22 protein-coding genes are annotated in these 24,464 nt (G+C 69.8%); 7 read left to right on the top strand and 15 right to left on the bottom strand.

The features are described 5' to 3' along the window. The first annotated feature begins 20 nt into the window (after positions 1–20). Complete coding sequence (locus OG385_RS35375; protein WP_266862071.1) at positions 21–854, top strand: aldo/keto reductase; 834 nt, start codon at positions 21–23, stop codon at positions 852–854. Positions 855–961: 107 nt separating this feature from the next. Here OG385_RS35375 and OG385_RS35370 read toward each other — a convergent pair whose 3' ends face one another. Then, positions 962–1,456, bottom strand: a complete 495-nt coding sequence (locus OG385_RS35370) for a MarR family winged helix-turn-helix transcriptional regulator (RefSeq protein ID WP_266862069.1) — start codon at positions 1,454–1,456, stop codon at positions 962–964. Positions 1,457–1,594: 138 nt separating this feature from the next. Here OG385_RS35370 and OG385_RS35365 point away from each other — a divergent pair, with 138 nt between their 5' ends. Together OG385_RS35365 and OG385_RS35360 are read left to right on the top strand one after the other, a co-directional pair. Then, a complete protein-coding gene (locus OG385_RS35365) occupies positions 1,595–2,185 on the top strand; it encodes a non-oxidative hydroxyarylic acid decarboxylases subunit B (RefSeq protein ID WP_266862067.1) in 591 nt (196 codons plus the stop codon). Then, entirely contained in the window at positions 2,182–3,693 is a 1,512-nt protein-coding gene (locus tag OG385_RS35360; protein WP_266862066.1) for a UbiD family decarboxylase, read from the top strand. The genes OG385_RS35365 and OG385_RS35360 overlap by 4 nt, the downstream gene beginning before the upstream one ends. A 42-nt stretch (positions 3,694–3,735) precedes the next feature. Here the strand turns inward: OG385_RS35360 and OG385_RS35355 are convergent, their stop codons facing one another. From OG385_RS35355 to OG385_RS35315, 9 genes are all read right to left on the bottom strand, one after another. Beyond that, positions 3,736–4,341 (bottom strand): GPP34 family phosphoprotein, encoded by a 606-nt coding sequence (locus OG385_RS35355; RefSeq protein ID WP_266862064.1) that lies wholly within the window; start codon positions 4,339–4,341, stop codon positions 3,736–3,738. 447 nt (positions 4,342–4,788) lie between these two features. Then, complete coding sequence (locus OG385_RS35350) at positions 4,789–5,298, bottom strand: DinB family protein (protein ID WP_266862062.1); 510 nt, start codon at positions 5,296–5,298, stop codon at positions 4,789–4,791. A gap of 105 nt (positions 5,299–5,403) precedes the next feature. Further along, entirely contained in the window at positions 5,404–7,527 is a 2,124-nt protein-coding gene (locus OG385_RS35345) for an RICIN domain-containing protein (protein WP_266862061.1), read from the bottom strand. Positions 7,528–7,606: 79 nt separating this feature from the next. Then, entirely contained in the window at positions 7,607–9,220 is a 1,614-nt protein-coding gene (locus OG385_RS35340; protein ID WP_266862060.1) for a beta-N-acetylhexosaminidase, read from the bottom strand. Between the two features lie 8 nt (positions 9,221–9,228). Next, positions 9,229–10,080, bottom strand: coding sequence for a carbohydrate ABC transporter permease (locus OG385_RS35335; RefSeq protein ID WP_266862059.1), 852 nt, complete (start codon positions 10,078–10,080; stop codon positions 9,229–9,231). Further along, positions 10,077–11,111 carry a carbohydrate ABC transporter permease gene (locus OG385_RS35330; RefSeq protein ID WP_266862057.1) on the bottom strand — a complete coding sequence of 345 codons (1,035 nt, stop codon included), beginning with the start codon at positions 11,109–11,111 and terminating at the stop codon, positions 10,077–10,079. The genes OG385_RS35335 and OG385_RS35330 overlap by 4 nt, the downstream gene beginning before the upstream one ends. Then, positions 11,098–12,423 carry an extracellular solute-binding protein gene (locus tag OG385_RS35325; RefSeq protein WP_266862056.1) on the bottom strand — a complete coding sequence of 442 codons (1,326 nt, stop codon included), beginning with the start codon at positions 12,421–12,423 and terminating at the stop codon, positions 11,098–11,100. Before OG385_RS35325 ends, OG385_RS35330 begins: the two co-directional genes overlap by 14 nt. A 71-nt stretch (positions 12,424–12,494) precedes the next feature. After that, entirely contained in the window at positions 12,495–13,685 is a 1,191-nt protein-coding gene (locus OG385_RS35320; protein WP_266862054.1) for an ROK family transcriptional regulator, read from the bottom strand. 128 nt (positions 13,686–13,813) lie between these two features. Next, positions 13,814–15,055 carry an MFS transporter gene (locus OG385_RS35315; protein ID WP_266862052.1) on the bottom strand — a complete coding sequence of 414 codons (1,242 nt, stop codon included), beginning with the start codon at positions 15,053–15,055 and terminating at the stop codon, positions 13,814–13,816. 232 nt (positions 15,056–15,287) lie between these two features. Between OG385_RS35315 and OG385_RS35310 the strand changes: the two genes are divergently transcribed. After that, a complete protein-coding gene (locus OG385_RS35310) occupies positions 15,288–16,121 on the top strand; it encodes a helix-turn-helix domain-containing protein (RefSeq protein WP_266862051.1) in 834 nt (277 codons plus the stop codon). 102 nt (positions 16,122–16,223) lie between these two features. On the opposite strand, the gene OG385_RS35305 is transcribed toward OG385_RS35310, so the two are convergent. Next, positions 16,224–16,658: a VOC family protein gene (locus OG385_RS35305; RefSeq protein WP_266862050.1), complete on the bottom strand. Its 435-nt coding sequence runs from the start codon at positions 16,656–16,658 to the stop codon at positions 16,224–16,226. Positions 16,659–16,733: 75 nt separating this feature from the next. Then, positions 16,734–17,525: an SDR family NAD(P)-dependent oxidoreductase gene (locus OG385_RS35300; RefSeq protein WP_266862049.1), complete on the bottom strand. Its 792-nt coding sequence runs from the start codon at positions 17,523–17,525 to the stop codon at positions 16,734–16,736. A gap of 345 nt (positions 17,526–17,870) precedes the next feature. On the opposite strand from OG385_RS35300, the gene OG385_RS35295 reads away from it, so the two are divergent. Together OG385_RS35295 and OG385_RS35290 are read left to right on the top strand one after the other, a co-directional pair. After that, complete coding sequence (locus tag OG385_RS35295) at positions 17,871–19,274, top strand: amidase (protein WP_266862048.1); 1,404 nt, start codon at positions 17,871–17,873, stop codon at positions 19,272–19,274. A gap of 128 nt (positions 19,275–19,402) precedes the next feature. Continuing rightward, positions 19,403–20,947 carry an MFS transporter gene (locus tag OG385_RS35290; protein WP_266862046.1) on the top strand — a complete coding sequence of 515 codons (1,545 nt, stop codon included), beginning with the start codon at positions 19,403–19,405 and terminating at the stop codon, positions 20,945–20,947. A 126-nt stretch (positions 20,948–21,073) separates the two neighbouring features. On the opposite strand, the gene OG385_RS35285 is transcribed toward OG385_RS35290, so the two are convergent. Both OG385_RS35285 and OG385_RS35280 read right to left on the bottom strand, forming a co-directional pair. Beyond that, positions 21,074–21,673: a nuclear transport factor 2 family protein gene (locus OG385_RS35285; RefSeq protein ID WP_266862045.1), complete on the bottom strand. Its 600-nt coding sequence runs from the start codon at positions 21,671–21,673 to the stop codon at positions 21,074–21,076. Positions 21,674–21,703: 30 nt separating this feature from the next. Next, positions 21,704–22,558 carry an LLM class F420-dependent oxidoreductase gene (locus tag OG385_RS35280; RefSeq protein ID WP_266862044.1) on the bottom strand — a complete coding sequence of 285 codons (855 nt, stop codon included), beginning with the start codon at positions 22,556–22,558 and terminating at the stop codon, positions 21,704–21,706. Between the two features lie 247 nt (positions 22,559–22,805). Between OG385_RS35280 and OG385_RS35275 the strand changes: the two genes are divergently transcribed. Continuing rightward, positions 22,806–23,696 carry an IclR family transcriptional regulator gene (locus tag OG385_RS35275; RefSeq protein ID WP_266862043.1) on the top strand — a complete coding sequence of 297 codons (891 nt, stop codon included), beginning with the start codon at positions 22,806–22,808 and terminating at the stop codon, positions 23,694–23,696. 27 nt (positions 23,697–23,723) lie between these two features. On the opposite strand, the gene OG385_RS35270 is transcribed toward OG385_RS35275, so the two are convergent. Further along, positions 23,724–24,311, bottom strand: a complete 588-nt coding sequence (locus OG385_RS35270) for a flavin reductase family protein (RefSeq protein WP_266862042.1) — start codon at positions 24,309–24,311, stop codon at positions 23,724–23,726. Positions 24,312–24,464: the final 153 nt, after the last annotated feature.

Raw genomic sequence — 24,464 nt, 5'->3', positions numbered from 1 at the left:
CACCAAGGGAGAGACACGCGATGACAGCGATGCGGACAGTGACACTTCCCTCCGGGGCCGCGGTGCCCGCTCTGGGACAGGGCACCTGGTACATGGGGGACGACCGCGCACGGCGCCCCGGGGAACTCGCCGCGCTGCGGCGGGGCATCGATCTGGGGATGACGCTGATCGACACGGCGGAGATGTACGGAAGCGGCGCCGCCGAAGAGCTCGTCGGTGAGGCGATCCGCGGCCGCCGGGACGAGGTTTTCCTCGTGAGCAAGGTGCTGCCGTCGAACGCCGACGCCCGCGGCACGGTCGACGCCTGCCGTGCGAGCCTGCGCCGCCTGGGCACCGACCGGATCGACCTCTATCTGTTGCACTGGCGCGGCGGCGTACCGCTCGCCGAGACGGTCGAGGCCTTCGAGGCGCTGGTGGCGGACGGCAGCATCGGCTCCTGGGGGGTCAGCAACCTCGACGTCGACGATCTGGACGACCTTCCCGAAAAGGCGCGTCCCCAGACGGACCAGGTGCTCTACAACCTCACCCGGCGGGGCCCCGAGCACGCTCTCTTCCCCCGGTGCAGGGATCTGTCGGTCCCGGTCATGGCGTATTCACCGGTCGAGCAGGGCCGGTTGCTGGGGCATGAAGCGCTGCGTGCGGTGGCTTCGGCCCATGGCAGCACCCCGGCTCAGGTGGCGCTCTCCTGGGTGCTGCGGCACGAGGACGTCATCGCCATCCCCAAGGCGTCCTCCGTCGCCCACGTGGAGGAGAACCGGGCTGCCCTCGATCTGCGCCTCACCGACGACGACCTCCGGACTCTGGACGCCGCGTTTCCGCCCCCTGCGCGGAAGGAGCCGCTGGAGATCCTCTGACCCGGCCGGAGTGGTCGGGCGGGGCCAACAGCCCGATGCGCGCCGCCCGGTCGGGGCTGCGCGCATCGGACCTGGGGAGGGGCGAGGGGAGGCGTTCTGCCCGGTGTCTACCGTTGCGGCCCCTGGACCGCACGGCGCAGCAGGGCGAGGAACTGGTCTCGCTCCTGCGGGGAGAAATGCGCCAGCATCTGGTCGCTCACGGCGACCACGGCGGGGGCGAGGGAGGTGGCCAGTTCCCGGCCGCTTTCCGTGATGCTCACCAGCTTCCTCCGTCTGTCGACTGCGTCCTTGGCGATGTCCACCAGACCCCGCCGCAGCAGGCGGTCCAGAAGCGGCGCCACGGTCGACTTGTCGAGCTTCGCCAGCGCCCCGAGCATCCCCTGATCCATTGAACCGCGGGTGTGCAGCAGGCTCAGGACAGTGAACTGCGGCCCGGTCAGGTCCTGGTGGACCTGCTCGTACCAGAGGCGGGTGTGCACCTGGTTCAGCTGGCGGGCCAAGGGGCCGAGACCGCTGATCGCACTGAGTACGCCCCCGCTGGGCGCGTTCCCACTGGGCAGGTCGCCGGGATCCTGACCCTGGTCCTGGTCCTGCGATGACATATCCGCCGCCGTTCCGTCGAATTGATTAGGACGTACACGTACTATACGCTCGGAAGGAATTAGGACGCACACGTCATAACTGTGTGCGACAAAGCTGTATGCGTAATCGATGTGCGTCGACGGAACGGAGGTGGCGCGGTGAAGCTCATCGTCGCGATGACCGGGGCGACCGGAGCTCCGCTGGGGATACGCCTGCTGGAGGCCCTCGGAGCGCTGGACGTCGAAACACACCTGATCGTCAGCCGGTGGGCGCGGGCCACGCTCGCGCAGGAGACCGAGTACACGCTGCGTGATGTACAGGCGCTCGCCTCGGTGTGTCACAGCCCGGACGACCAGGGTGCGTCGATCTCCAGCGGCTCGTTCCGGGTGGACGGCATGGTTGTCGTGCCGTGCAGCATGAAGACGCTGGCCTCGATCCGTACCGGCTACGGAGAGGGCCTGATCGGCCGGGCCGCAGATGTGATGCTCAAGGAGCGGCGCAAACTGGTCCTGGTGGCCCGGGAGACGCCGCTGTCGGCCGTGCATCTGGAGAACATGCTGGAGCTGACGCGGATGGGCGCCGTCGTGATGCCGCCGGTCCCCGCGTTCTACAACCACCCCTCGACGATCGCCGATGTCGTCGAACACATCGTCGCGCGCGTACTCGACCAGTTCGACCTGGACATGCCCACCGCCCGGCGGTGGGAGGGCATGAAGACGACTGCCCGAGAAAGAAAGGTTCTGTCATGACACAACGCGGCAGCGCGCTCAACTTCCGTGACTTCGTTGAGAATTCACTCGCCACCGGTGACGCGGTCGACATCCGCGAGCCGGTCAGCCCCACGCTTGAGGTCGGAGCCATCACCCGGCGGGTCTACGAAACGAGGGGCCCCGCCCCGCTGTTCAGTAATCTGACCGAAGGCCGGGCGGGATGCCGGATTCTCGGCGCCCCCGCCGGCCTGAGCGCCACCGGTGGGGGTCAGTACGGCCGGCTCGCCGCGCACTTCGGGCTGGATCGTGAGACCGTGCCGGGCCAGCTGCTGGAACGGCTCATCTCGGCGATGCACGCGGACCCCGTCCCCCCGAGGACGGTGGAGACCGGACCCTGCAAGGAGAACGTGCTGACCGGCGACGACGTCGACCTGGAGCGGTTCCCGGTGCCGTTGCTGCACCAGGAGGACGGCGGCCGGTACTTCGGGACCTACGGCTTCCATGTGGTGCGTTCCCCCGACGGGCGGTGGACCAGCTGGTCGGTCAGCCGCACCATGCTCAACGGGCGGAACACACTCGTCGGCCCGGCCATGCCGCAGCAGCACCTCGGCATGATCCACGCCATGTGGCGCGAGCAGGGGCTGCCGACACCCTGGGCCATGGTGCTCGGGGCCCCGCCGGCAGCGCTGGCCGCGGCGGGCATGCCGCTGCCGGCCAAGGTGAACGAGGACGGCTACGTCGGGGCCCTCACCGGCAGCCCGGTCGAGGTGGTCCGGACCGAGCTGCACGACCTGTATGTCCCGGCCAACGCGGAGATCGTGCTGGAGGGGTACATCAGCCCCGACGAGAGTGCCGCCGAGGGGCTAATGGGTGAGTATCACGGGTACTCGTTCGCCGGGAGCAAGCAGCAGCCGGTCTTCCACGTCGAGGCCGTGACCCACCGCGATGACCCCATCCTCCCGGTCTGTGTGGCGGGCCTTCCCCCGGAGGAGAACCACACCATCTGGGGCACCATGATCTCCGCTGCCAGCATGGACCTGCTGCGCTCCAGCGGCCTGCCCGTGGACATGGCCTGGTGCTCCTACGAGGCCGCGACGTGCTGGATCGCCGTGTCCATCGACATCCAGCGGCTGGCGCGGATGCGGATGGGCGAACGGGAGCTGGCCGACGCGGTGGCTGACGTCCTGTTCGGCTCACACACCGGATGGCTGGTGCCCAAGGTCCTTCTGGTGGCGAACGACATCGACATCACCGACATCAACCAGGTGGTGTGGGCCCTGGCCACCCGGTACCACCCGGGGACCGGTGAGTACGTCTACCCCGATGCTCCGGGTATCCCCATGGTTCCCTACCTGACTCCGGACGAGGTGCGCACCGGCCGGGGCGGCAAGTCCGTCATGAGCTGTCTGCTGCCGGAGCAGTTCCAAGGCACCACCCGGGGCATCACCGCGTCCTTCCGGCACTCGTACCCCGACGACCTGCAGGAACGGGTCGTGGAGAACTGGGCCGCATACGGCTTCCCCCCGGGTGGTCCCACGACGGCCTGACGGGCCGTCCGAACGGATAGCCCCGGATGGCGGGCCAGGCCGTCAGAGGCCGCGCCAGACGTTGTCGAACGCCGCGTCCTCGATCGCTCTGCGCTGTCGTACGGCCCGCAGCTCCTGCACAGCGCCTCCGACGGCGGCCAGCACTGCCGCGACCGCGTCACCGGCAAGCTCCGGCGCGTCCTCGGCCGGCTCGTCGCGGATTCCGGCAGCGGACGCCAAAGCGGCGAGGACGGGTTCGCCCGTCGCCCAGCGGTCCTCGGCCCGGCTCCGGGCCGCCGAGTCCACCAGCTCCGTCCGTCCGGTCCGCAGCGGAATGTGACGGCCCCGCGCCCGGGCCGTCAGCCCCACCCGCTCCAGGTCGTCGACGTACGCCGAGGATAGCCCGCGGCCCCGGCGCCACAGCCAGTCCTCGACCGATTCGTACGGCTCCTGCCGCCTGAGCGCCGCAGAGGCCTCGTCCAACAGCCTTTCCGCGGTGGGCGCTTGGGCGTTCGGTAGGATCCGGTCGCCGTCCACGACCAGGGCCCTGGCCTCGATGAGGTCCAGCACCTCGGCTCCCGCCAGCGCGAGCGACAGGTCGCCCTGTTCCACGGGGAGGCCGGGTTTCACGTCCAGGGCGATGATCGCGAGGTCCCGTGCGGTGGTCATGAGCGGCTCCACGTGAGTCGACTGGGTGCGGGGCGAGAGTTGCCGGGGCCGCTCACGGCAGGCCGGGCGTCCCCGGTCGATTCTCGCCCCTCTTCGGGCCCGGTGCGCCCGGTGTGCCCTGTTACGACGATGTGGCGCGGGAATCCGATCCGCAGCACGCGGCGACCCGGCGCAGTGCCGGGCCGACCGGTCACACGTCGCGTACGGGGCTCCGGTCGAGCCTCGTAGGATCGTGGTGTGGCATTCATGAGCACTCCGCACTGCTGCTTCCACTGATCGGGAGGCTGTGAGGGCGATGCCGGGCGGCGTCGCCCTCCTTGGTGTTCCAGTCGGCCGGGCACCCGGCGGGTCTGCACCGCCGGGTGACCATGGCGACCCCAGCGCCTGCTGGGCGGTGGTGGCCCGCTGGTTCGGATCAGCGTGTGCGGATCCGTGGCTCCCGCGGGCTCAGGCGCCCACGCTCCCGTCGACACCCTCACGGAGGAAGTCCGCGTGCCCGTTGTGGCGGCCGTACTCCAGAAGCACGTGCACCATGACCATCCGCAGCGATACCTCCTCGCCCCATCGCGGCTGGTACCCGGTCATGTCCAGGGACTCGGCCTCACGCTCGACGCGCCGCGAGTTCCCGGCCTCCGCCTCCCAGGCCGCGAAGGCCTCGTCCCTGGTCGACCGGCTTGCGTCGTACGCCGCCTGGAAGTCGGTCGTGTCGGACCAGACCATGGGCGCGTCGTTGTCATCGAACACCCGGCGGAACCAAGCACGCTCCACCTCCGCCATGTGCCGCACCAGGCCGAGCAGCGACAGCGTCGACGGCGGCATCGACTGCTGCCGCAGCTCCTCGTCGGTCAGACCTTCGCACTTCATGGCGAGGGTCGCACGGTGGTAGTCGAGGAAAGCCCGCAGCATGTCGCGTTCGCTGCCAACGGTGGGTGGCCCCGTGCGGTTGTCACTGGTCATGGGTGGCGCTCCTCGTCCGGGCCGGCTTCCAGGCCGGTTTGCGATGCCGTTCGGCTGCCTGGGCCCCCGTAACAGGGGCCCAGGAACAGCTGCCGGCAACAGATGTCAGGAACGGAGCGACAGTACCTGGGCCGCATCCATGTCCTGTGGGGCGGTCACGGCCCGACCGTGCCTGTCGAGGCTCAGGGCGAGCCCGCTGTAGCGGTTGACCAGGCGGTACGTACCTGTGGCCTTCGAAGCGCCGCCCTTGGCCGGGGACTTCACGATCTGCTGGAAGTACCACTCGGACGTGGCCGATGCCTTGGCGCCCGCCTTGCCGAGCGAGACAGCGGCGCCCCAGGCGCGGCCTCCTGTGCCGTCCGCGACGCGCAGCGGTCGGCCGTCGCTTCCGGTGACCGTGCAGAAGCCGTCACCGGTGCTGGTGACCTTCCACTTCTGGGTCCTGTCGCCGGGCAGCGAGAGCGCTTCGCCGTTCGCGGCCTTGATCTGCTGGGCTTTGCTGCCGGCCGGGGAGGCGGGCAGGTCGGTCTTCGACTTGGGGTCGATGGTGATGTCCGCGTACTCACCTGTGTAGGTGTCGCATTCGAACGAACAGTACGAGCGGAACGTCCTGCCCACCACGCTGGAGGTGGTCTTCGTCTCCGAGTCGAGGAACCACCGGTACCACGATGCGTTCTGGTTCTCCGCGACGCTGCCGATGTCCTGCCACTTCTGGGTGGCCAGGTCGTCCGTGGCGTAGAAGTGCAGCGGGGACTTGGTGTTGGTGGCCTGGGCGATGTTGTTCTGCGGGGTGCCGATGTACTTGCCCAGGTAGGCGTTCCAGGTGATGTTCATGACGGTCAGCTGTGAGTTGTCCGGCATGGTGCCCTGCGCGACCTGGTCCGCGGCCTTGCCGCCGGTGGACGGCTTGTACTCGTCGGCGGGCGCGGTGTAGCCGCTGCCGTTGCCGTCCGAAGGGATGATGTTGGACTCCGCTCCGCCGGTGCCCGGCGACTGCCAGGCCCCGTCGTGCCACTTCTTCCATGACGACGGCGCCATCTTCCGGGAGATGGGGGCGCGCGCCACATGCTGTTGCCAGATGGCACCGCCGCCGGACTTGTTCAGCACCCGGGAGGCGTAGAAGACGTAGAAGTATCCCGAGGCGTTGTCCACGTACAGGCGGGGGTCGCCGTCGCCGTAGTTGTAGGTGTCCTTCGGGAACTGGGCGGTGTCACCGCGCTTCGTGCTGTACGGCGAGGTGATGACGTGGTCCTCGATCGACCAGGTCTTGCCCTGGTTCCTGGACACCGCGTAGTCGATGCCGTCGTAGTGCATACCGTCGCCGAAGGGGCTCGGTGTGAACTCGTTGTGCACCAGGCCGTACCAGTCACCGCTGGCCGGGTCCACCCACACACCCGCCAGGTCGCAGTAGTTGGGCTGGGCGTAGCCGGAGGTGACCGGAGTCGGGGTGGCCTCCTTGCCGGTCGGGCTGTTGTCGCAGCGCCACGTCGTGTCGTCGTTGCGGTCCTGCGGGTTGGCGGGGTTCACCGCGCCGGATATCGGGTCGGGCTTCGCGGAGTCGAAGTCGGAGCCGCTGTAGAAGCTCCACGCACGCGGGTCTTTCGCGCCGTACTCCGCGTCCGACTGCTGGTAGAAGAACCGGCCGTCCTTCGCGGTGAACACCGAGGCCGGGGTGTCGTCGGGGTTGCCGTACTCGACGGGGGCACCGGCCGACAGACTGTATTTCGGGCCGGGTGCCGACTCGGCGGCCCACTTCTGCACCGCCTGCTTCGGGTCGCACGGGGCGAGCCCGATCCGCGAGTTGTTCGCGACCTGCCCCTGTACGGCCAGACACTTGCCGGACTTGGCACTGTAGATCGTGCCGTCGGGCAGGTACTTGTACTTCTGCTCGTTCACCTGAGCGCAGTCGTGGAGCTGGACGAGTGCGCCGTTGGCATCGGAACCGCCGGTCACGTCAAGGCACTTGCCGAGCACCTTGACGTTCCCGTCGTCCGCCCAGCCGAACTGCTGGGCGGTACCTCCGTTGCAGTCGAACAGCTGGATGGCGGTGCCGTTGGCCGTGCCGCCGTCGGCGACGTCGAGGCACTTGCCGCCGAGGGTCACCGTTCCGGCGGCCTCGGCGGCTGTGGCGGCGTTCGCGGTGGGAGGGCCCACCACTCCTGCCGCCAGCACCACGGCGAGCGCCGACGTGGCCGCCAGGGCGGCCCGTCGTCCTGTTCTTGGCTTCACTGTTCCTCCTTGTCAACACGCGGAATCGCAAGTACTGCGGGGAACTGTCCGGAGCGTTCGCTGAGGGGATGCGGAGCGCTCAGGTCTTGATGTGGGCCACGAGTCCGTCGATGAACTCCGCCCAGTCGTCGCGCGTCGCCGGCTTGCCGGGTACGCCGGGGCGGCTCTGCCAGGGCAGCGGGCCGCTCTCCCGCCGGTACTCGACACCGAGCGCGTCAAGCCGGGCCAGATGGGTGCGCAGCCTTATGCGGAACTCGTCGAAGTCGCGCTCGCCCCGGCTCCACAGCGCCTCGGAGATCGCGCACAGGCGCGGGAAGACGTAGTAGTCGACGGTCCGGGGCGAATCCATGTGCTCGGTCCAGATGTTGGCCTGCCCGCCCAGGATCCGGGCCGACTCCTGTTCGGTGAGCCCTTCGGGGACCGGATCGAAGCCGTACGCGTCCGCGAGCGTCAGCGGCACCGCGAACGGAATGGGCTCGCCCGGCAGCTCCGACTGCCGGTAGTCCAGATACACCTGGTCGTCGGGGCAGGAGATCACGTCGTACCCCCGGCGCGCCGCAGTGAGAGCACCGGTCATGCCGCGCCAGGAGGCGACCGCCACGCCCTCGGGGACCTCACCCTCCAGGATCTCGTCCCAGCCGAACACCCGGCGTCCGCGCGCGGCGACATGAGCGCCGATCCGGCCGAGGAACCAGGCCTGAAGCTCCTTCGAGCCGCCGAGCCCGCGCTCGCGGATCAGTTCCCGGGTGCGCGGATCGGCGTCCCACTGGTCCTTGGGGCACTCGTCGCCGCCGATGCCGATGAAGGTGCCGGGGAAGAGATCCATCACCTCGTCGAACACCCCGAGGAAGAAGTCGAGCGTCGACTCCTCCGCGTTGAGGATGTTCGTGTTGATGCCCCATCGCGGGCTAGTCTCCAACTGTGCTTCGCACACACCCAGTTCGGGGTAGGCGGCGATAGCGGCCTGGGAGTGGCCCGGTACGTCGATCTCCGGCATCACGGTGATGTGCCGCTGGGCGGCGTACGCGACGATCTCGCGGATGTCGTCCTGGGTGTAGTAACCGCCGTGCGGGCGCCCGTTGTTGGGGGCGTCCGCCGCCGCGCCGAGCTGGGACTCGCGGCGCCACGAGCCCACCTCGGTCAGCCGGGGGTGGCGCAGGATCTCCACCCGCCAGCCCTGGTCGTCGGTCAGGTGCAGATGGAGCGTGTTCATGCGGTGCACGGCCAGCAGGTCGAGGAAGCGCAGCACGTCGTGCTTCGGCATGAAGTGCCGGGCCACGTCCAGCATCGCGCCGCGCCAGCGGAATCGCGGGGCGTCCTCGACGGACCCGTACGGAATCGCCCACCGCACCCCGGCCACCGGGGCCGTGCGGTAGATCTGTGGTGGCAGGAGCTGGCGCAGCGCCTGGCATCCGTAGAAGACGCCCGCGGTGTCGCCGCCCGCGAGGGCGACACCGTCCGGACCGCAGGTCAGATGGAACCCCTCGGCGGGGAGGCGCGGATCCAGGGTCAGTGCCAGGGCGGGGCCGGCTGCGTCGGTCACCGGCAGCGGCAGGCCGGTCGCCGGACGCAGCACCGACTGGAGCCAGTGAGCCGTCGGCGCCAGTTCGCCGGGGGCGGTGATCCGGGTAAACGCGTCCAGGACGAACGCGCCGTCGCCGGGCACAGCCGATATGGGGCGGGGGAGGAGCATGACGGGGGTCATCCCTTCACGGCGCCGGCGGACATGCCGGACACCAGCTTGCGTTGGATGATCAGGAAGAAGACGACCACCGGCAGTGAGAAGATCACCGAACCGGCCATCTGGCCGCCGAAGTCGGTGCCGGTGGCCGGGGTGCTGAAGGAAGCCAGCCAGACGGGCAGCGTGTAGTGGTCCTGGCTCTTCATGAAGGTGTAGGCGACCAGGTAGTCGTTCCACGCGGTGATGAACGCGAAGACGCTGGACGCGATCACACCCGGCGCGACCAGTGGGAAGAGCACCCGGGTCAGGGTCTGCCAGGTGGATGCGCCGTCGAGCCGTGCGGCCTCCTCGATCTCGGCCGGGATCGCGATGAAGAACCCGCGCATCACCCAGATCGAGAACGGCAGCACGGTGGCCACGTACGCGAAGATCAGCCCGATGTAGGTGCCCAGCAACCCGATCTCGTTGAAGATCAGGAAGGTCGGGATGAGCAGTGCCGTGATCGGCAGCATCTGCACGATCAGGATCGACACCATGATGGTGCGCCTGCCCCGGAAGCGGAACCGGGACAGTGCCGCCGCGGCGAACGTTCCCAGGACCACGGCGAGCAGCACCGCGCCACCCACCACGATCAGGCTGTTGCGCAGGTTGGTCAGGAAGCTGGTCTGGTTGATCGCCGCGTCGAAGTTGCGCAGAGTGGGGGAGGACGGCCAGAAGTGCGGGGTCGGTGTCATCACCTCGGAGCGAGGCTTGAACGCCGTGTTGACCATCCAGTAGACGGGGAAGATCCAGACGAGGCAGAAGAGTACGGCGAGAGTGTTGTTGAGCCATCCGCCCCGCGGGCTTCCCGCTCGGTATCGGCGGTTCCTCACAGGTCCTCCCCCGAGCGCAGCAGGTTACGGATGTACACAGCGGTGATCCCCAGCAGGATTGCGGTGGTGATGACGGACAGGGCCGCGCCCTGGCCGATCCGGAAGGACACGAACGCTGTCTTGTACGCGAAGATCCCCAGCGTGCTCGTCGCCGAGTCGGGACCGCCGGCCGAGACCAGCCAGATCTGGTTGAAGACGTTGAAGTCCCAGATCACCGACATGATCGTGACGAGCAGCAGGGTCGGCCGCAGGAACGGCAACGTCACCGACCACCACACCCGCCACTCGCCCGCTCCATCCAGTCGCGCGGCCTCCGGCAGCTCCACGGGCAGCTGCGTGAGCGACGCGTACAGGGTGAGCGCGATGAACGGCACGGCCTGCCACACCACGAGGAGCCAGATCGAGACGTACGCGAGAGAGGCGTTCTGCCCCCAGTCGGTGTTGGTCATGTCGCCGAAGACGTGCACCTGGGTGAGCAGCCAGTTGACGACCCCGTAGCCGGGCTGGAACAGCCACTTCCACACCAGCGAGGAGGCGACGTTGGGCATGGCCCAGGCGAAGATCAGAACGACCGTCACCGTCATACGCATCGCGGTGCGCAGCCGGGTGAGCAACTGGGCCATGCCCACGCCGATCGCGACACTGCCCGCGACCATCGCCACGGTGAACAGCACACTGCGCAGCAGCGACTTCCAGAACTCCGGGTCGGAGAACATGTCGGCGTACTGCTGAGTGCCGACCATATTGAACTCGCCGGTGAACAGGGTGCGTTGGTTGTAGTCCGTGAAGGAGGTGAAGACCAGGAACAGGATGGGGGCCACGCTGAAGGCGGCCATCACAAGACCGGCCGGCGAGAGCAGCCACACCACCGCCCACTGCCGCCGGCGTTTCACCGGCCGCCCGGACTCTCCCGTACGAGCCGTATCGGGTGGCCCCGCTGCCGGCGCCCGGCCCGCGGATTCCCGTTCCTCGGTGAGCAGGTCACGGGCGCCGGACACCTGGGGCCGGCCCGCTTCGTCAGCCTGACGCATTGAGGGCCTTGTCCACTGCCGCGTCGAAGATCCGGGCCGCGTCCGCCGGGGACTTCTTGCCGGAAGCGACCGCTGAGAACAACTGGTTGACGGACTTGTCGGCCTCCAGCGACGCCCACTTCGGGCTCGCCGGGGTGGCCCGGGAGTTCAACGCGGCCTCGAAGAAGCCCTTCTTGAGCGGGGCGGCCTTGGCCATGGCCTTCTTGTTCGCCTCGGAGCTGTTCGGATTCCAGCCGTCGTGTCCGACGATCCACTTGTCCTGGACGGCCGGGCTCGCTGCGATCTTCATCCACTGGAGCGCCAGATCCTGCTGCTTGCTCTTGGCCGCCACACCCCACACGGCGCCGCCCAGCATCACCGGCTGCGCCTTGCCCGAGGTGCCCGGCAGCGGGAAGGATCCCAGGTCGGCGTCCGTGAGCTTGGGGTTGGCCTTCTCGATCTGGGGTATCTGCCCGCTGGTCGCGGTGATGGCGCCTGCTTTGCCGTCGGCGAAGACCTGGAGCTGGTCCGGGTTCATCGTGTCGACCGTGCGGGAAGCGGGCGCCGAGTACGCGTTCTGGAACTTCTTGAACGCGGCGAGACCGGCCTGCGCCCCGGCGGAACCGAAGCCACCCGTCCACTTGTCGTTCTTCCGGGTGGCTATCTCGCCACCCGCGTCCCAGATGAACTGCAGGCCGGTGGCCCAGTGCTGGCCGGGCAGATAGAACGGCGAGAAGTCGGAGGCCTTGTTGGCGGCCTTGACCTTGTCCAGGGCCGCTGTCAGCTCGGCGTAGGTCTTCGGAGCCTTCTTGACACCGGCCTTCGCCCACATCGTCTTGTTGTAGATCACCGAACGAGCGGCGGCGAAGCCCGGCACGGCGTACAGCCTGCCGTCGACCGTCGAGGGGTCCTCCAGACCGGGCAGCCAGTCCTGTCCCTGCTTGAGGTCCTTGGCGTACGAGGTCAGATCCATCAGGCCACCACTGGAGGCGTAGCTCGCGACCTGGGTGTTGCCGAGGTCCAGGACGTCCGGCGGGGAGTCGGTGGCCAGCGCCGTCGTGAGCTTGGTGGCGATGCCGTCCCAGGCCTGGGTCTCGAACGTGACCTTGGCGCCGGTCTTCTCGGTGAACTCCTGCTTCATCGCCTTGAGCGACTCGGGGGAGTAGTCGTCCTGCATGACCCAGACGGTCAGGGTCTTGCCCTGACCCTTCGCGCCGGAGACCTTCTGCTCCGCGCCACCGGAGCCGCCCGCTCCGGAGCCGTGGCAGGCAGTCAGGGTGAGAACCGAGGCCAGGCCGAGGGCGCCGGCCGCGGCGAACCGTGAATGTTTCATCGCAACTCCTGTGAGTGATGAGGGAGGATCAAGCGGGGGAGGGGCACGCGGGTGTGGACGAATGGCGCGGGTCAGAACACTCCGAGCTCCGCGGCGAGCACCAGGCACGCCCCGCCGAGCAGGGTCAGATCGGTGTCCCCGGCGAGGGAACGGATGTCGAGGGAGGTGTTGACCGGGCCCAGCGTGCGGGCCCGCACGATCTCCCTCGCGGCGTCCAGGAATTCGCCGTCGACCAGCTCGGGAGGGCCGGTCAGCACGATCTCGTTCAGGTTCAGGACGCTGATGATCGGGGCGAGTACGGTCCCGAGCGCCCGGCCGGCCTCCGACCGCAGGGCGGGCCACCGCTCCTCGGCTGCGAGCTCCAGCCGCCTGCCCAAGGGGCCTGCGGAGATGGCCAGATCGAGGCAGCCGCGCCGCCCGCACATGCACAGTTCGCCGTCCTCGTCGACGGTGACGTGCCCGAGCTCGCCCGCCGCGAACTGCTCCCCCTCGACTCGTTCGCCGCCGACGATCAGCCCGGCGCCGACGCCGTGCTCGATCGAGATCACCATGAGGTTCTGCGTCCGCGCGCCCCGGAAGTGCAGTACCCCCAGGGCCGCGAGGTTCACGTCGTTGCCGACGTACGCCGGGATGCCGAAGCGCGCCGTCAGTTCGGCCGCCAACGGCAGGTCGGTCCAGCCGAGATGGGCGGCGAGGCGGATGGTCCCGGTGTCGTCGATGATGCCCGGTGAGCCGACGCCGATCCCGAGGATCCGGCGCGGCGCCGCCTCGACCAGCTCGGCAGCGAGCGTGAGTACCAGCTCGTGGGCGGCCGGTCCGAGGGCGTCGCCGAGCGGCATGTCCAGGCGCTCGACGGCCTCGCCCCGCAGGTTGAGCACCGCGCCGCTGAACCGGTCGTTGTGCGACAGGTCGAGGACCACGAGGCTCACCGCGTCGTCCTCGATGCGGACGAGGCTCGCGGGCTTGCCGATCCGGGCGCCGTCCTGCCGGGGGCCGATGTGGGCGACGAGCCCGTCCTCCTCCAGGTCCGCGACGAGCGCGGAGACGGTCGGCGCGGTCAGCCCGGTCGCCCGCGCGATCTCCGAACGGCTCCTGGGGCCCTCGTGGTAGAGCGTCGCCAGCACGAGCGACCTGTTGTGCACCCGGCTGTCCAGCGTGCTGGCCTTGGTCCGCTCCGGAGGCCGCCGCTCCAGCGCAGGCACCTGGAGAAGACTGCGCTGCGGACGGCGGGGCCCGGCAGGGGGAACGGCGGATTCGGCCATGGAGGGAGAACGCTTCCTAAAGAGGCTTTACTTAAGATGTTTTAGATATTCAGGTGCGCTCCTGCCGGCGTCAAGAGGGAGGGACGGAGAATTTCGGCTGCGAGGAAGGTTGTTGACGTTTGATCCGCTCAGTCGCGGTAGCGGGAACGGCCCACCGCGGCGGCGAGCGTCAGCGGGACTGTCAGGACCGCGGCCGTCAGGAAGAGGCGTTGGTAGGCGTGGTGTTCGGCGGGCACAGCGGCGAGGGCGCTCGCAAGCGCGCTGCCCACGTACAGAGCCAGGCCGAACAGCGCGATGCCGGTGGCGCGGGCGGTGGGGGAGAGGGCGGTCGCCCAGGACTGGACCGTCGAGTGCATGAACGACCAGCCGCCGCCCAGCAGCAGCGCGGTCACCACCAGCGCCGGAATGGACCTGTTCGCGGCCGCGAGGCCGAAGGCCGTGGCCAGCTGGATTCCGCCGGCCACGATGAGCCGTACCGGTGTCCACCGGCCGACCAGCCGCTTGACCAGCCGGGCAGCTCCCATCGAACCGACGCCGTACAGCGCGGAGACCGCACCCGCCAGCGTGTCCGACGCGCCCTGGGCCTCGACGGCCGGCGCCACGTACGTCAAGAAGCCGAGCAGGACGGCGCCCTCCAGCATCGCGACGGCCATCACGTACCACTGCCACCGCGAACGCAGCACCACGCGGATCGGGGTGAGCAGCCCGCCCGGCGCCCGGCGCGGGGGCTCCGGCAGCCTGCGCAGAGCGACGACCAGGTAGACGGCCGACAGTCCGGGGAGGGCGAACACCAGCCGCCAGCTCACGTAGTGGGCCAGGGCCCCGGCGACCACCGTGGCCACCGCGGTGCCCAGGGCGAACGCGGTCATCAGCTCGCTCAGCGGACGTTGCCGGACCGCAGCCGGGACGGTGTCGCCGACGTACGTGATGGACGCCGCGATGGACGCGGCGAAGAAGGCGCCGGCCGCTGCACGCGCGACGATCAGCGCCGGGGCGTCGGGCGCGAGCACGGAACACAGTGAGGCGAGCGCCGCCCCGCCGAGCGAGACACGCATCACCCGCACCCGCCCGATGCGGTCACTCGCGAGACCCCAGACCGGCTGCATCAGCCCGTAGCACAGGAAGTACCCGCTGGCCGCGAGCATCACGGTCGGGAGCGAGGCGCCCAGACGGTTGCCTATCAGCAACAGCATCGGCGTGATGCAGAAGCGGTCGAAGTTGCTGACGAACCCGGCGGCGCGCAGCAGCCGCAGAGAGGCGGCGGGCAGCCCGGCGATCTGCGGAACAGCGTCGCCCCGCGCGGTGACCGGAAGGGCGGTGGCCGGAAGGGCGGGGCCAGGTGAGGCGGGGTCGCTGGTGGGGGTTTCCACGGTAGGAGTCCTTACGCTGGTGGGCCGGCCTTCCCCGACCGGCACTTCCCAGCCCATCACCACCGGCAGGGTCGGCCGGCCGTCAGCCGGTTACCCTTTCTCACACCCTGCCGGGCGCTCCGCAGCGCCCGGGGCGGGGCTATGGGGCCGGCTTGAGGGGGGATCCACGGGGATGCACGGCGGGGAACCGGCCGAGCACGTGCGGCGGCCCGGCGGCTCTCCGACGCGTGCCATGGCCGACGGTGCGCGCCGGGAGTTGGGAGCCTTCCTGCGCTCGCGGCGGGAGCGCCTTACGCCGGCCGATGCGGGACTGCCCGGTTCGCCGGGACGCCGCACTCCCGGCCTGCGCCGCGGTGAGGTGGCCGAGCTCGCCGGGATCAGCAGCTCCTGGTACGCGTGGCTGGAGCAGGGCCGGGTCCGTACGACCGAGCAGGTGCTGCGCGCCGTGGCGCGTGCGCTGTCGCTGGACGTGGACGAGACCGCCCATGTGCTGTCGTTCGTGGAGCGCGGTGCACCGCACGGACAGTCGCCGGGCTGGGTGTCGCGGAACCTGCTGTCCCTGGTGCAGGCGATGGCACCGAACCCGGCCGTGGTCCTGGACCCGCACTGGGACATGCTGGCCTGGAACACCGGATACGCGGCGCTGCTGACCGATCCGGCGCGGCTCGCGCCCAAGCAGCGCAACCTGCTGTGGCTGGTGTTCCGCTGGCCGCCCGCCCGGAGCCTGCTCGCGGAGTGGGAGCCGGAGGCCAGGAGCCTGCTCGGCCAGTTCCGGGCGAAGGCGGCCCGTCACCCCGACGACGTCCGGTACGCGGAGATCACCGGCGAACTGCTGAACGACCCGGACGCGGCCCGCTGGTTCGGGGCCCGGGAGACCGCCGCCTTCCATCCCGCTGTACGGCACTTCAGACACCCCTCGGCGGGGGACCTGCGGTTGCGGTACGTCAAACTCGCCGCGGTGGACGAGCCGGGCCATCACTTCCTGGCCTACCTGCCCGACGACGAGCCGACCGGGACGGCAGTGAGGGGCCTCACGGGGCGGGACGGCGGCCCACTGCTGCGGTGAGGCCCGCCGGCCCCTTACGCTGCCGCTTGCGCTTGACGGTCCGAGCGGTGATCTCCGCGCCCGACGAGGTCAGTTCGGCGGTCTCGGACCGTTGGCTGTCCCTCAGTCCAGACAGAACTCATTGCCCTCGATGTCCTGCATCGGGATGCAGGACTCGTTGAATTCATCGGCAACCAGTACCTGCACGACTACCGCCCCGAGCGCGACCAGCCGTGCGCACTCGGCCTTGAGCGTGGCGAGGCGCTCTTCCCCCACGAGCCCGGTGCCGACCCGCACGTCGAGATGCACCCGGTTCTTGACGGCCTTGCCTTCGGGAACGCGCTGGAAGAACAGTCGCGGGCCCACACCTGAGGGATCGGTGCAGGCGAACGCCGCACCCTGATGCTCGGGCGGCAGCGAGCGGTCGTAATCGTCCCAAGTGGCGAATCCCTCCGGGGGCGGCGGTACGACATACCCCAGCACCTCGCACCAGAAACGAGCGACGCGCTCAGGTTCCGCGCAGTCGAAGGTGACTTGGAACTGCTTGATCGATGACATCGGTCCACCCTAATGGCGAGTGCATCAGAGGCGGTACAACTCCCTCTGAACGAGGGGGTGCAGGGCTGTCCGGAGTCAGCGGAGTTTGATCGCGCCTCCGTCGGCCATCACCGTCTGACCCGTCATGTACTGGGCGTCGTCACTCGCCAGGAACGCGACAATCGGCGCCACATCCCGGTCGGGGTCGCCGAACCTGCCCAGTGGCACCTTGGCCGCGGACTGCGCGTACTGCTCGGGTCGTGCCTCGGCCCATGTGGCCACGCCGGCCGTCATGGCCATCGGACAGACCACGTTGACACGGATGTTGAGCGGAGCCCACTCGTTCGCCACGACGCGGCTCAGGCCGCGGATGGCCTCCTTCGCCGCCGCGTAGGAGACCTGGTTCGGCTGGCCTTCGAGTCCGGCCCCGGAACCGAAATTGATGACCGATGCGCTGCCGGCCCTCTTCAGTTCGGGAAGGGCGGCGAGCATGAAGTTGCGGGTGGCATACAGGCTGGTGTCCATGGCGAGGTTCCAGTCGTCGTCGGTCTGTTCCTCGAACGGCTTCTGCCGGGACACGCTCGCGTTGTTCACCAGGATGTCAAGTTTCCCGAAGTGCTCGACAACTGTCGCTACGGCGAGATCGGCGACGGCCCGGTCGGAGACATCACCACGGAGGAAGACCACGGCGTCGCCCAGTTCGCGGCCGAGTGCTTCCCCGGCCTCCTGCTGCAGGTCGACAACAACGACCCGGGCGCCGCGCGCGACGAACAGCTTCGTGATGGCGCCGCCGATGCCGGAGGCGCCGCCGGTGACGACAGCCGTCCTGCCCTGGAGGCTGAGAGGACCTTGAGAACCGGGAGAACTTTGAGAACCGGGAGAGCTCATGGGGGGCTTCCTGACGTGGTCGCTGTTGGTGCGGTGCGGACCGCTCCACTCTAAACAGAATGAATTCTGTTTGTGCCCTTCGGTGCGCCGCCTCGCGAGCCGGACCGGCGAGTAAGCCCGCCCGCACCGGCACGACGGCCCCTCCCGGTGAGTGGGACGCGCCACTTCGTCGGTTGTCCTGGACCGTAACTTCCCCTCACCCCCGCTCCTCCGGTTCGTGCTGCGAGCCGCGTCACGACGACCGGGGGAACACGGCCGCAGTTGAACAGTGCCGCGCGGCGAGCCGCGTTCGCCCACCAGGACCTCCTTCCTGGCGGGCAGGTGTCCGAGTGTGAGGAGGAGTCAGTGGCCGACAGATGGGACGCCGTCGCGACGGCGGCCGCGATCGCAGACGGCGAGACGAGCGATCGCGCCGTGATCGAGGCCGCCATCGCCCGGATCGAGAACAGCAACGGCGAACTCAACGCCGTCATCCACACACGCTTCGACGAGGCCCTTGCCGAAGTGGACGCCGGGCTGCCCGACGGGCCGCTGCGCGGGGTGCCGGTCCTGGTCAAGGACCTCGGTACCGAGGTCGCCGGGCTGCCGGCCAGCGGCGGCAGCCGGCTCTTCGCCGAGGACATCGCCACGCGCGACAGCGAACTCGTCCAGCGCTACCGGCGAGCCGGCATGGTCGTCCTCGGAACCACCAACACTCCCGAACTCGGCCTCAACGCCAGCACCGAACCGGCGCTGTACGGCCCCACCCACAACCCGTGGAGCCCTGCGCACTCGCCCGGCGGGTCGAGCGGGGGATCGGCGGCCGCGGTGAGCGCCGGGATGGTTCCCGTCGCCCACGCCAGCGACGGCGGCGGCTCCATCCGCATCCCCTCGGCCGCCTGCGGACTGTTCGGCCTCAAGCCCAGTCGCGGCCGGGTGTCCCCCGCGCCGCGGCCCACCACCCTGTCCGGTCTGGTCTCGGTCCACCACGCCGTCACCACGACGGTGCGCGACAGCGCGCTGCTCCTCGACATCGCCGCAGGCCGGCTCCCGGGCGACGCCTATGCGGCGCCGGTCCCGGCCGACTCGTTCACCGCCTGCGCACGGCGTGACCCGGGACGGCTGCGGATCGGGCTGATCACCTCGCTGCCGGGCGGCGTCGCCGTGCATCCGGAGCCGCTGCGGGCCGTGCTCGACGCCGCCCGGGTGTGCGAGGAACTCGGCCACGAGGTCACCGAGGCGACGGCTCCGTACCGGCCGGACGAGGTGGGCGCTGCCTCCGCGGTGCTGATGGGTGCCGATCTGGTCGTACAGGTGGACGCCCGTCTCGACCGGCTCGGCCGGCCGCTGGCCGACGACGACATCGAACCCTTCACCCGGGTGCTCTACGAGCATTACCGGGCCCTCACCGGCGCCGACGTCAGCCGCGCTCTGCGGCGCGCGCAGGAGATCGGCTGGGAGGTCGGCGCGGCCTTCACGACGTACGACGTACTGCTCGGCCCCACACTCGCGCAGCCGACGCCCCGGCTGGGAGTCCTCGACACGCGCCGCCCGGAGACGATCTACGAACACGCCGCCGTCCACTCCGCGTTCACCAGCGTCTACAACGTCACCGGTATGCCGGCGATGTCCGTCCCCTCCGGGTACGACGGCGAAGGACTCCCGCTGGGCGCCCAGTTCGCCGCCGATCTCGGCGGTGAGGGGCTGCTGCTCGGTCTGGCGGCGCAGTTGGAACGCGCCGCACCGTGGCGGGTCACCGCGCACGGCTGAGCGCCCACCCACCCCTGTCCCGCAGCGGCGCACCCCGGGGACGCGTTCTCCGGCCGTGGCTGCCGGGCCCGCGCCCCGGCCTGGGCACCGCCCAGTGACCCCGTCGGCACTCCTCAGTAAGGGATACGATGGCAGACAATCCGAATCCGGCGCCCGTCGCGCCCTCCCAAGGCAACGCACCCTCCCTGGACAACGCGCCCTCCAAAGGCAAGCTGCTCGCCGTCCTGGTGCTGATCATTCTCTTCTCGGAAGCCGGGACGTTCGAGATCACCATGGTCTACCCGGCTCTGCCGGACATGACCCGGGCCTTCCAGACGCTGCACATCGCCTGGGCCGCCTCCATCGTCACGCTCGCCGGCGCCACCGTCATGCCGCTGGTGGGCAAGGCCGCGGACAAGTGGGGCAAGAAGCGGGTCATCCTCGGCCTCGGTGTCGTCTTCGTCCTCGGCAGCGTGATCTGTGCGATCGCGACCTCGTTCGCCGTTCTGCTGGTGGGCCGGGCCCTCCAGGGCTGTCTCGTCGGTATCGTCACGCTCTCCTACAGCCTCGTGCGCGACATCATGCCGCGTGACCTGGTGCCGGTGGCGCTGGGCACCGTGGTGACCGGGGTCGGTATGGCAGCGGTCGCCGGACCCTTCCTGTCCGGCTGGCTCATCGACAGCTTCGGGCACGAGGGCGTGTTCTGGTTCCTGGCTCTCTACGCGGCCGTCCTGCTGCCGGTCTACGCGGCGGTGGTCCCGGAGAGCCCGGTGCGGGTCGACCGCCCGGTCGACGTCGTCGGAACCGTCCTTCTCGGACCGGGCATCGGCGTACTGCTGCTCGGGATCACCCAGGGCGGCACCTGGGGCTGGACAGCCGGTTCCACACTGACGTGCCTGATCCTCGGAACGGCCATGCTGGCCGGGTTCACGGCCTGGGAGCGCGTCTGCAGCAACCCGCTGATCTCACTCGACGTACTGCTGGGCCGACGGTTCGGCCCGACCGTCCTGGCCGTCGCGTGCGTGGCCTACATGATGAACGCGCACGCTCTCATCAGCCCCACCATGCTGATGGCGCCGGGAGGTACTCCCGGGATCAGCTACGGAGCAGGCCTGTCGGCGACACAACTGGCCCTCTGGACCTTCCCGTTGGGCATCGTGGGCATGTTCATGGGGCCTCTCGGCGGCTTTCTGTCCACCAGGATCGGAGCACGCAACGTCCTCCTCGTATCAGCGGCGCTGTTCCTCCTGGTCATGTATCTGGGCTCCCAGTTGTTGACCGTGCGCTGGCAGGTGGCTCTGCTGAGCCTCACCGCCGGTTGCGCGATCGGCTTCCTGCACTCCTCGAACGCCAATCTGGTGCAGGACGCGTTGCCCGCCTCGCAGAGCGCTGTGGGCAACTCGATCGGCGGCATGGTCACCCTGCTGTCCGCCGGCATCGCCACGGCTCTCACCGGGGTGGTCATGTCCGGGCATGTGCTGGCGGTCGATCCGAAGACCCATGCCGTGCTGTACGCGGACAGCGCCCTCACCCACAGCTACGGGTACGCGGCGCTGGTGGGCGCGGTCGGGGCAGTCGTCGTCCTGGTCATGAGGCACGGCCGCGCCCCCGCGCAGGGCGGTCTGGTCGAGCCGGAGGACGCCGTCCGGCTCACCGGGGACGCGCCATTGTCCCCGACCGAAGCCGTCGGCTGAGTACGGCGGCATCACGCGCTGCCACGCCCCTGGCCGGGCAGCGTGAACGGCGCAGGCGCCCGCATCCGTGGGCGCCTGCGCCGTTCACGTCAGGGGTGTCGGCTCCGGCTCAGCCGTACGCCGGAGTCATCGCTCCGGACCGCCAAGAGGGGGCGCGGCGTCCGGCGGCGGCGACGATTCCTCGGCGCCGGCGGCCAGCAGCCCGGGGGATTCGGTCCGACCGTCCAGCACACGGCTCGTACGGACGGTCACGCGCCAGCCCGTGGCGCAGCGGCGCAGCCGCCAGTGGTTCGCGGTGGCCCGGCGTACGGTGAACGTCCCGGTTCCGGGATCGCGGACGATCATGGTGGTGTAGCAGACGGCCACCGCCTCGTCGCCCCGCACCCGGACGCGTGGCGGACCCACGACGTGGGCGCAGCCGAGATCGATCCACCGTCGGTGGTTGGCGGAACGGACCATGGCCGCGATCTCCGCGCGCCCGGTCATCAGCAGTTCGTCGACGTCGTAGACGCCGTCCTCCTCCCACAGTTCCGCCACGGCCTCGGCCCGCCCGCTGTCGACCAGCGGGCCGTAGGAGAGGATCAAAGAGGTGATGGCCGCCTCGTCCTCCAGCCGGGACAGGCGCTGTTCGAGACGGGTCAGGTGCTGCCGGGCGTCGGCGAGGGCCTGCTGGGTGTCGGCCAGGGCCCGGGCGGAGACCTCCGGAGCCGGATCGGTGTCGGTCATCTTCGCTCCTGTTTCTGTCAGATGTTTCTGTCAGAGGGCCGAGGCCAGGTCCTTCAGGGCTTCCAGCTGCTCGCAGTAGTGCTCGGCGGACCGGGCGCTGACGGAGGCGGACAGCACGGTGGCCCCGGCGTCACGCAGCCGGGTCAGTGCGCGCACCGTGGCCTCCGCGTCGCCGGTCGGATCGACGGGACGGTCCACACCGAGGGTGATCTCGAAGCCGTCCGGCAGGTCGGCCCGTTCGGTCATCTCGCGCAGCCGGTCCGGTGCCAGGCCGAACGGTACCCACCCGTCGGCATACGTGAGGGCCCTGCGCAGCGACCGCTGCGTCCGGCCGCCCACCCACAGCGGGACGTGCTTCTGTACGGCGTGCGGTTCGACGACGAGGTCCTGGAACGAGTAGAACTCACCCCTGTATTCCGGCACTTGACATGACAGGGCGGCTCGCAGGGCCCGCAGGGCGTCGTCGGCGCGCGCTCCACGATTCTCGAAGTCGGCGCCGAGCAGATCGAATTCGGCACCGAGGCTGCCGACGCCGAGCCCGAGAGTGAGGCGGCCCTTGCTGATCCGGTCGAGGGTGCCGTAGCGCTTCGCGATCTCCAGCGGATGGTGGTAGCCGAGGACGAGTACCTGGGTGACCAGTCGAATGTTCCGCGTCCGTGCGGCCAGATGGCCGAGGGTGGCCAGCGGATCCCAGTAGGTGCCGCCGCGTTCACGGGCCACGTCCACCGGGACCGCCACATGCTCGCTGCATGTGAGGTGGTGGAAGCCCAGTCGGTCCGCGGTCTCCGCCACCAGGCCCAGTTCGTCGATGCCGGCGTCCGCCTCCCAGGGGGAGGCCAGGCCCGGCAGTTGCACCACTACAGGTGATGTGATCCCGATTCGCAATGGAGTCTCTCCTTGTGCCGTCGGACGAGCCGTGCTGTCCAGGCGATTCGTAGCGCATCTCCGGCCGTCGCCCCCTGTCGTTGTCCCGCTGATCGGGAAGCCGCGCGCGGCACCGGGCGATCGGCAGGCCGCGGTGCCGTACCGGAGTGCTCTCGCGCAGGAATCCGGTGCACACCTCTTCCTCCTCTTCCGGGGTACTGCTACTTTTCAAAAGTAGAATTCATTTCAGTTCTGACTGGAGGGCCCCATGACGGTTGTCGATGCCGAGCCTGTTCTGGAGCCGCCCGCTCGCAAGGAGCTGCCGCCGTCGATGGTCGAGCGGATGACGCTGATCATGGACGCGTTCACCGGCCGTACCACCAGGCTCTCGCTGGAGGACGTGGCGCGCCGCACCCAGCTGCCGCGTTCCACGGCCCATCGGATCCTCGAACAGCTGGTACGGCTCCGCTGGCTCGAACACACCCAGTTCGGCTACGGCCTCGGACGCCGGGCCCTCGGGCTCGGCGGCGGTGACGGAGCCCATGCCGACATCCGCGCGGTCGCCGCGGGGCGGATCCACAACCTGCAGATACGCACCGGCCTGGTCGTCCATCTGGCCGTGCTCGACGAAGGGCAGGTCCACTACCTCGACAAGGCGGGCGGCCGGTTCGCCGCGTCCGTACCGTCCTGGGTGGGGGGCAGGGTCCCGGCCCACGCGACGGCGCTGGGCAAGGCGATGCTGGCCTGGCTCGAACCGGAGGAGACCGAGGCCAGACTCGGCGCCACCATGGGCCGGGTGACCCACCGCACCATCGCTGATCTGCCGACGCTGCATCAAGAACTCCACCGGATCAGGCAACGCGGCGGCCTGGCCTTCGAGAACGGTGAGTACTTCCCGGGCATCGCCTGCGTCGCGGCGGCCGTCCGCGGTCCCGAGGGACCGGTGGCCGCGATCTCGCTCGCGGGCGAGGCGCACACCCCACTGGAGCGGGTCGCCCCGCTGGTGATCGACGGGGCCCGCCAGGTCTCGCAGGAACTGTTCCCCTGCCCGGAGAAGTCCGGCAGGGCCCACCCCGCCGCCGCGGCCCCCGAGCGGAACTGGTCGGCGCGGACCATGGACCGGCTGCTCGCGACCGGGCGGAACGGCGACTGGCTGTAGCCCCCGGCGGGCCCGGGCCGCTTCCCGTCAGCCCCAGTGATCGCCCCAGCCCCAGGTGAACGGGCCGGCCGGAGTGCCGGAAGGGGAGTCCGGCCGTCCCTCGACACCGAAGCGCCCGCGGAAGAAGAGCATCGGCCGCTCGTCGCTCCCCGCCTCCAGTTCGAGCACCCGGCCGATGACCACGTCGTGATCGCCGGTGGCGTGTACGGCGTGCACCTCCGCATGGACACGCATCAGCACGCCACGCAGCGAGGGAGTCCCCCGGCGGGAGAGGTCCCAGCCGAGCCCCTCGTACTTCGTGCCCCTGCTGGAGCCGAAACGGTCACACAGGCCCCTCTGGTCCTCGGCCAGGACGTTGACGCAGAACCGCCCCGAATCCCTGATGTGCGGCCAGGCACGCCCCCGGTGGTCGGCACAGAAGAGGACGAGGGGCGGTTCGAGCGACACGGACGCGAAGGACTGGCAGACGAAGCCGACCGGTTCGCCTCCGGCGCCCAGCCCGGTGACGACGGTCACCCCGGTCGCGAACGCTCCCATGGCACGGCGCATGTCGGCCGGCGCCGGGACCGTGCCGCCGGGTGTCTCGGACGCGGCGGTCAGTGGCTCTGCTGTCATCAGGTTCACCTCAAGGGACGACGCGGTGTCGTGCTGCGGGAGCGAGCGGACACCGACGGTAGGGACCCGTTCGGCGCCGGCGGACGGCGCTCCCGATGAGTGGAACCGGGCCGGAGGCAGTGTCCGGCCCCGCCGCGACCGGGCCCCCGGGGC

The sequence above is a fragment of the Streptomyces sp. NBC_01306 genome, from assembly GCF_026340465.1.
Classification (GTDB): Bacteria; Actinomycetota; Actinomycetes; order Streptomycetales; family Streptomycetaceae; genus Streptomyces.
This window is presented reverse-complemented; position numbering and strand designations above follow the sequence as displayed.

What these genes read in the sequence shown, in the direction of transcription:
- OG385_RS35325 (WP_266862056.1), bottom strand. Translation starts at nt 12,423, where the DNA reads ATGAAACATTCACGGTTCGCCGCGGCCGGCGCCCTCGGCCTGGCCTCG.
- OG385_RS35375 (WP_266862071.1), top strand. Translation starts at nt 21, where the DNA reads ATGACAGCGATGCGGACAGTGACACTTCCCTCCGGGGCCGCGGTGCCC.
- OG385_RS35355 (WP_266862064.1), bottom strand. Translation starts at nt 4,341, where the DNA reads ATGACCACCGCACGGGACCTCGCGATCATCGCCCTGGACGTGAAACCC.
- OG385_RS35285 (WP_266862045.1), bottom strand. Translation starts at nt 21,673, where the DNA reads ATGACCGACACCGATCCGGCTCCGGAGGTCTCCGCCCGGGCCCTGGCC.
- OG385_RS35300 (WP_266862049.1), bottom strand. Translation starts at nt 17,525, where the DNA reads ATGAGCTCTCCCGGTTCTCAAAGTTCTCCCGGTTCTCAAGGTCCTCTC.
- OG385_RS35290 (WP_266862046.1), top strand. Translation starts at nt 19,403, where the DNA reads ATGGCAGACAATCCGAATCCGGCGCCCGTCGCGCCCTCCCAAGGCAAC.
- OG385_RS35305 (WP_266862050.1), bottom strand. Translation starts at nt 16,658, where the DNA reads ATGTCATCGATCAAGCAGTTCCAAGTCACCTTCGACTGCGCGGAACCT.
- OG385_RS35360 (WP_266862066.1), top strand. Translation starts at nt 2,182, where the DNA reads ATGACACAACGCGGCAGCGCGCTCAACTTCCGTGACTTCGTTGAGAAT.
- OG385_RS35270 (WP_266862042.1), bottom strand. Translation starts at nt 24,311, where the DNA reads ATGACAGCAGAGCCACTGACCGCCGCGTCCGAGACACCCGGCGGCACG.
- OG385_RS35370 (WP_266862069.1), bottom strand. Translation starts at nt 1,456, where the DNA reads ATGTCATCGCAGGACCAGGACCAGGGTCAGGATCCCGGCGACCTGCCC.
- OG385_RS35330 (WP_266862057.1), bottom strand. Translation starts at nt 11,111, where the DNA reads ATGCGTCAGGCTGACGAAGCGGGCCGGCCCCAGGTGTCCGGCGCCCGT.
- OG385_RS35340 (WP_266862060.1), bottom strand. Translation starts at nt 9,220, where the DNA reads ATGCTCCTCCCCCGCCCCATATCGGCTGTGCCCGGCGACGGCGCGTTC.
- OG385_RS35320 (WP_266862054.1), bottom strand. Translation starts at nt 13,685, where the DNA reads ATGGCCGAATCCGCCGTTCCCCCTGCCGGGCCCCGCCGTCCGCAGCGC.
- OG385_RS35350 (WP_266862062.1), bottom strand. Translation starts at nt 5,298, where the DNA reads ATGACCAGTGACAACCGCACGGGGCCACCCACCGTTGGCAGCGAACGC.
- OG385_RS35310 (WP_266862051.1), top strand. Translation starts at nt 15,288, where the DNA reads ATGGCCGACGGTGCGCGCCGGGAGTTGGGAGCCTTCCTGCGCTCGCGG.
- OG385_RS35275 (WP_266862043.1), top strand. Translation starts at nt 22,806, where the DNA reads ATGACGGTTGTCGATGCCGAGCCTGTTCTGGAGCCGCCCGCTCGCAAG.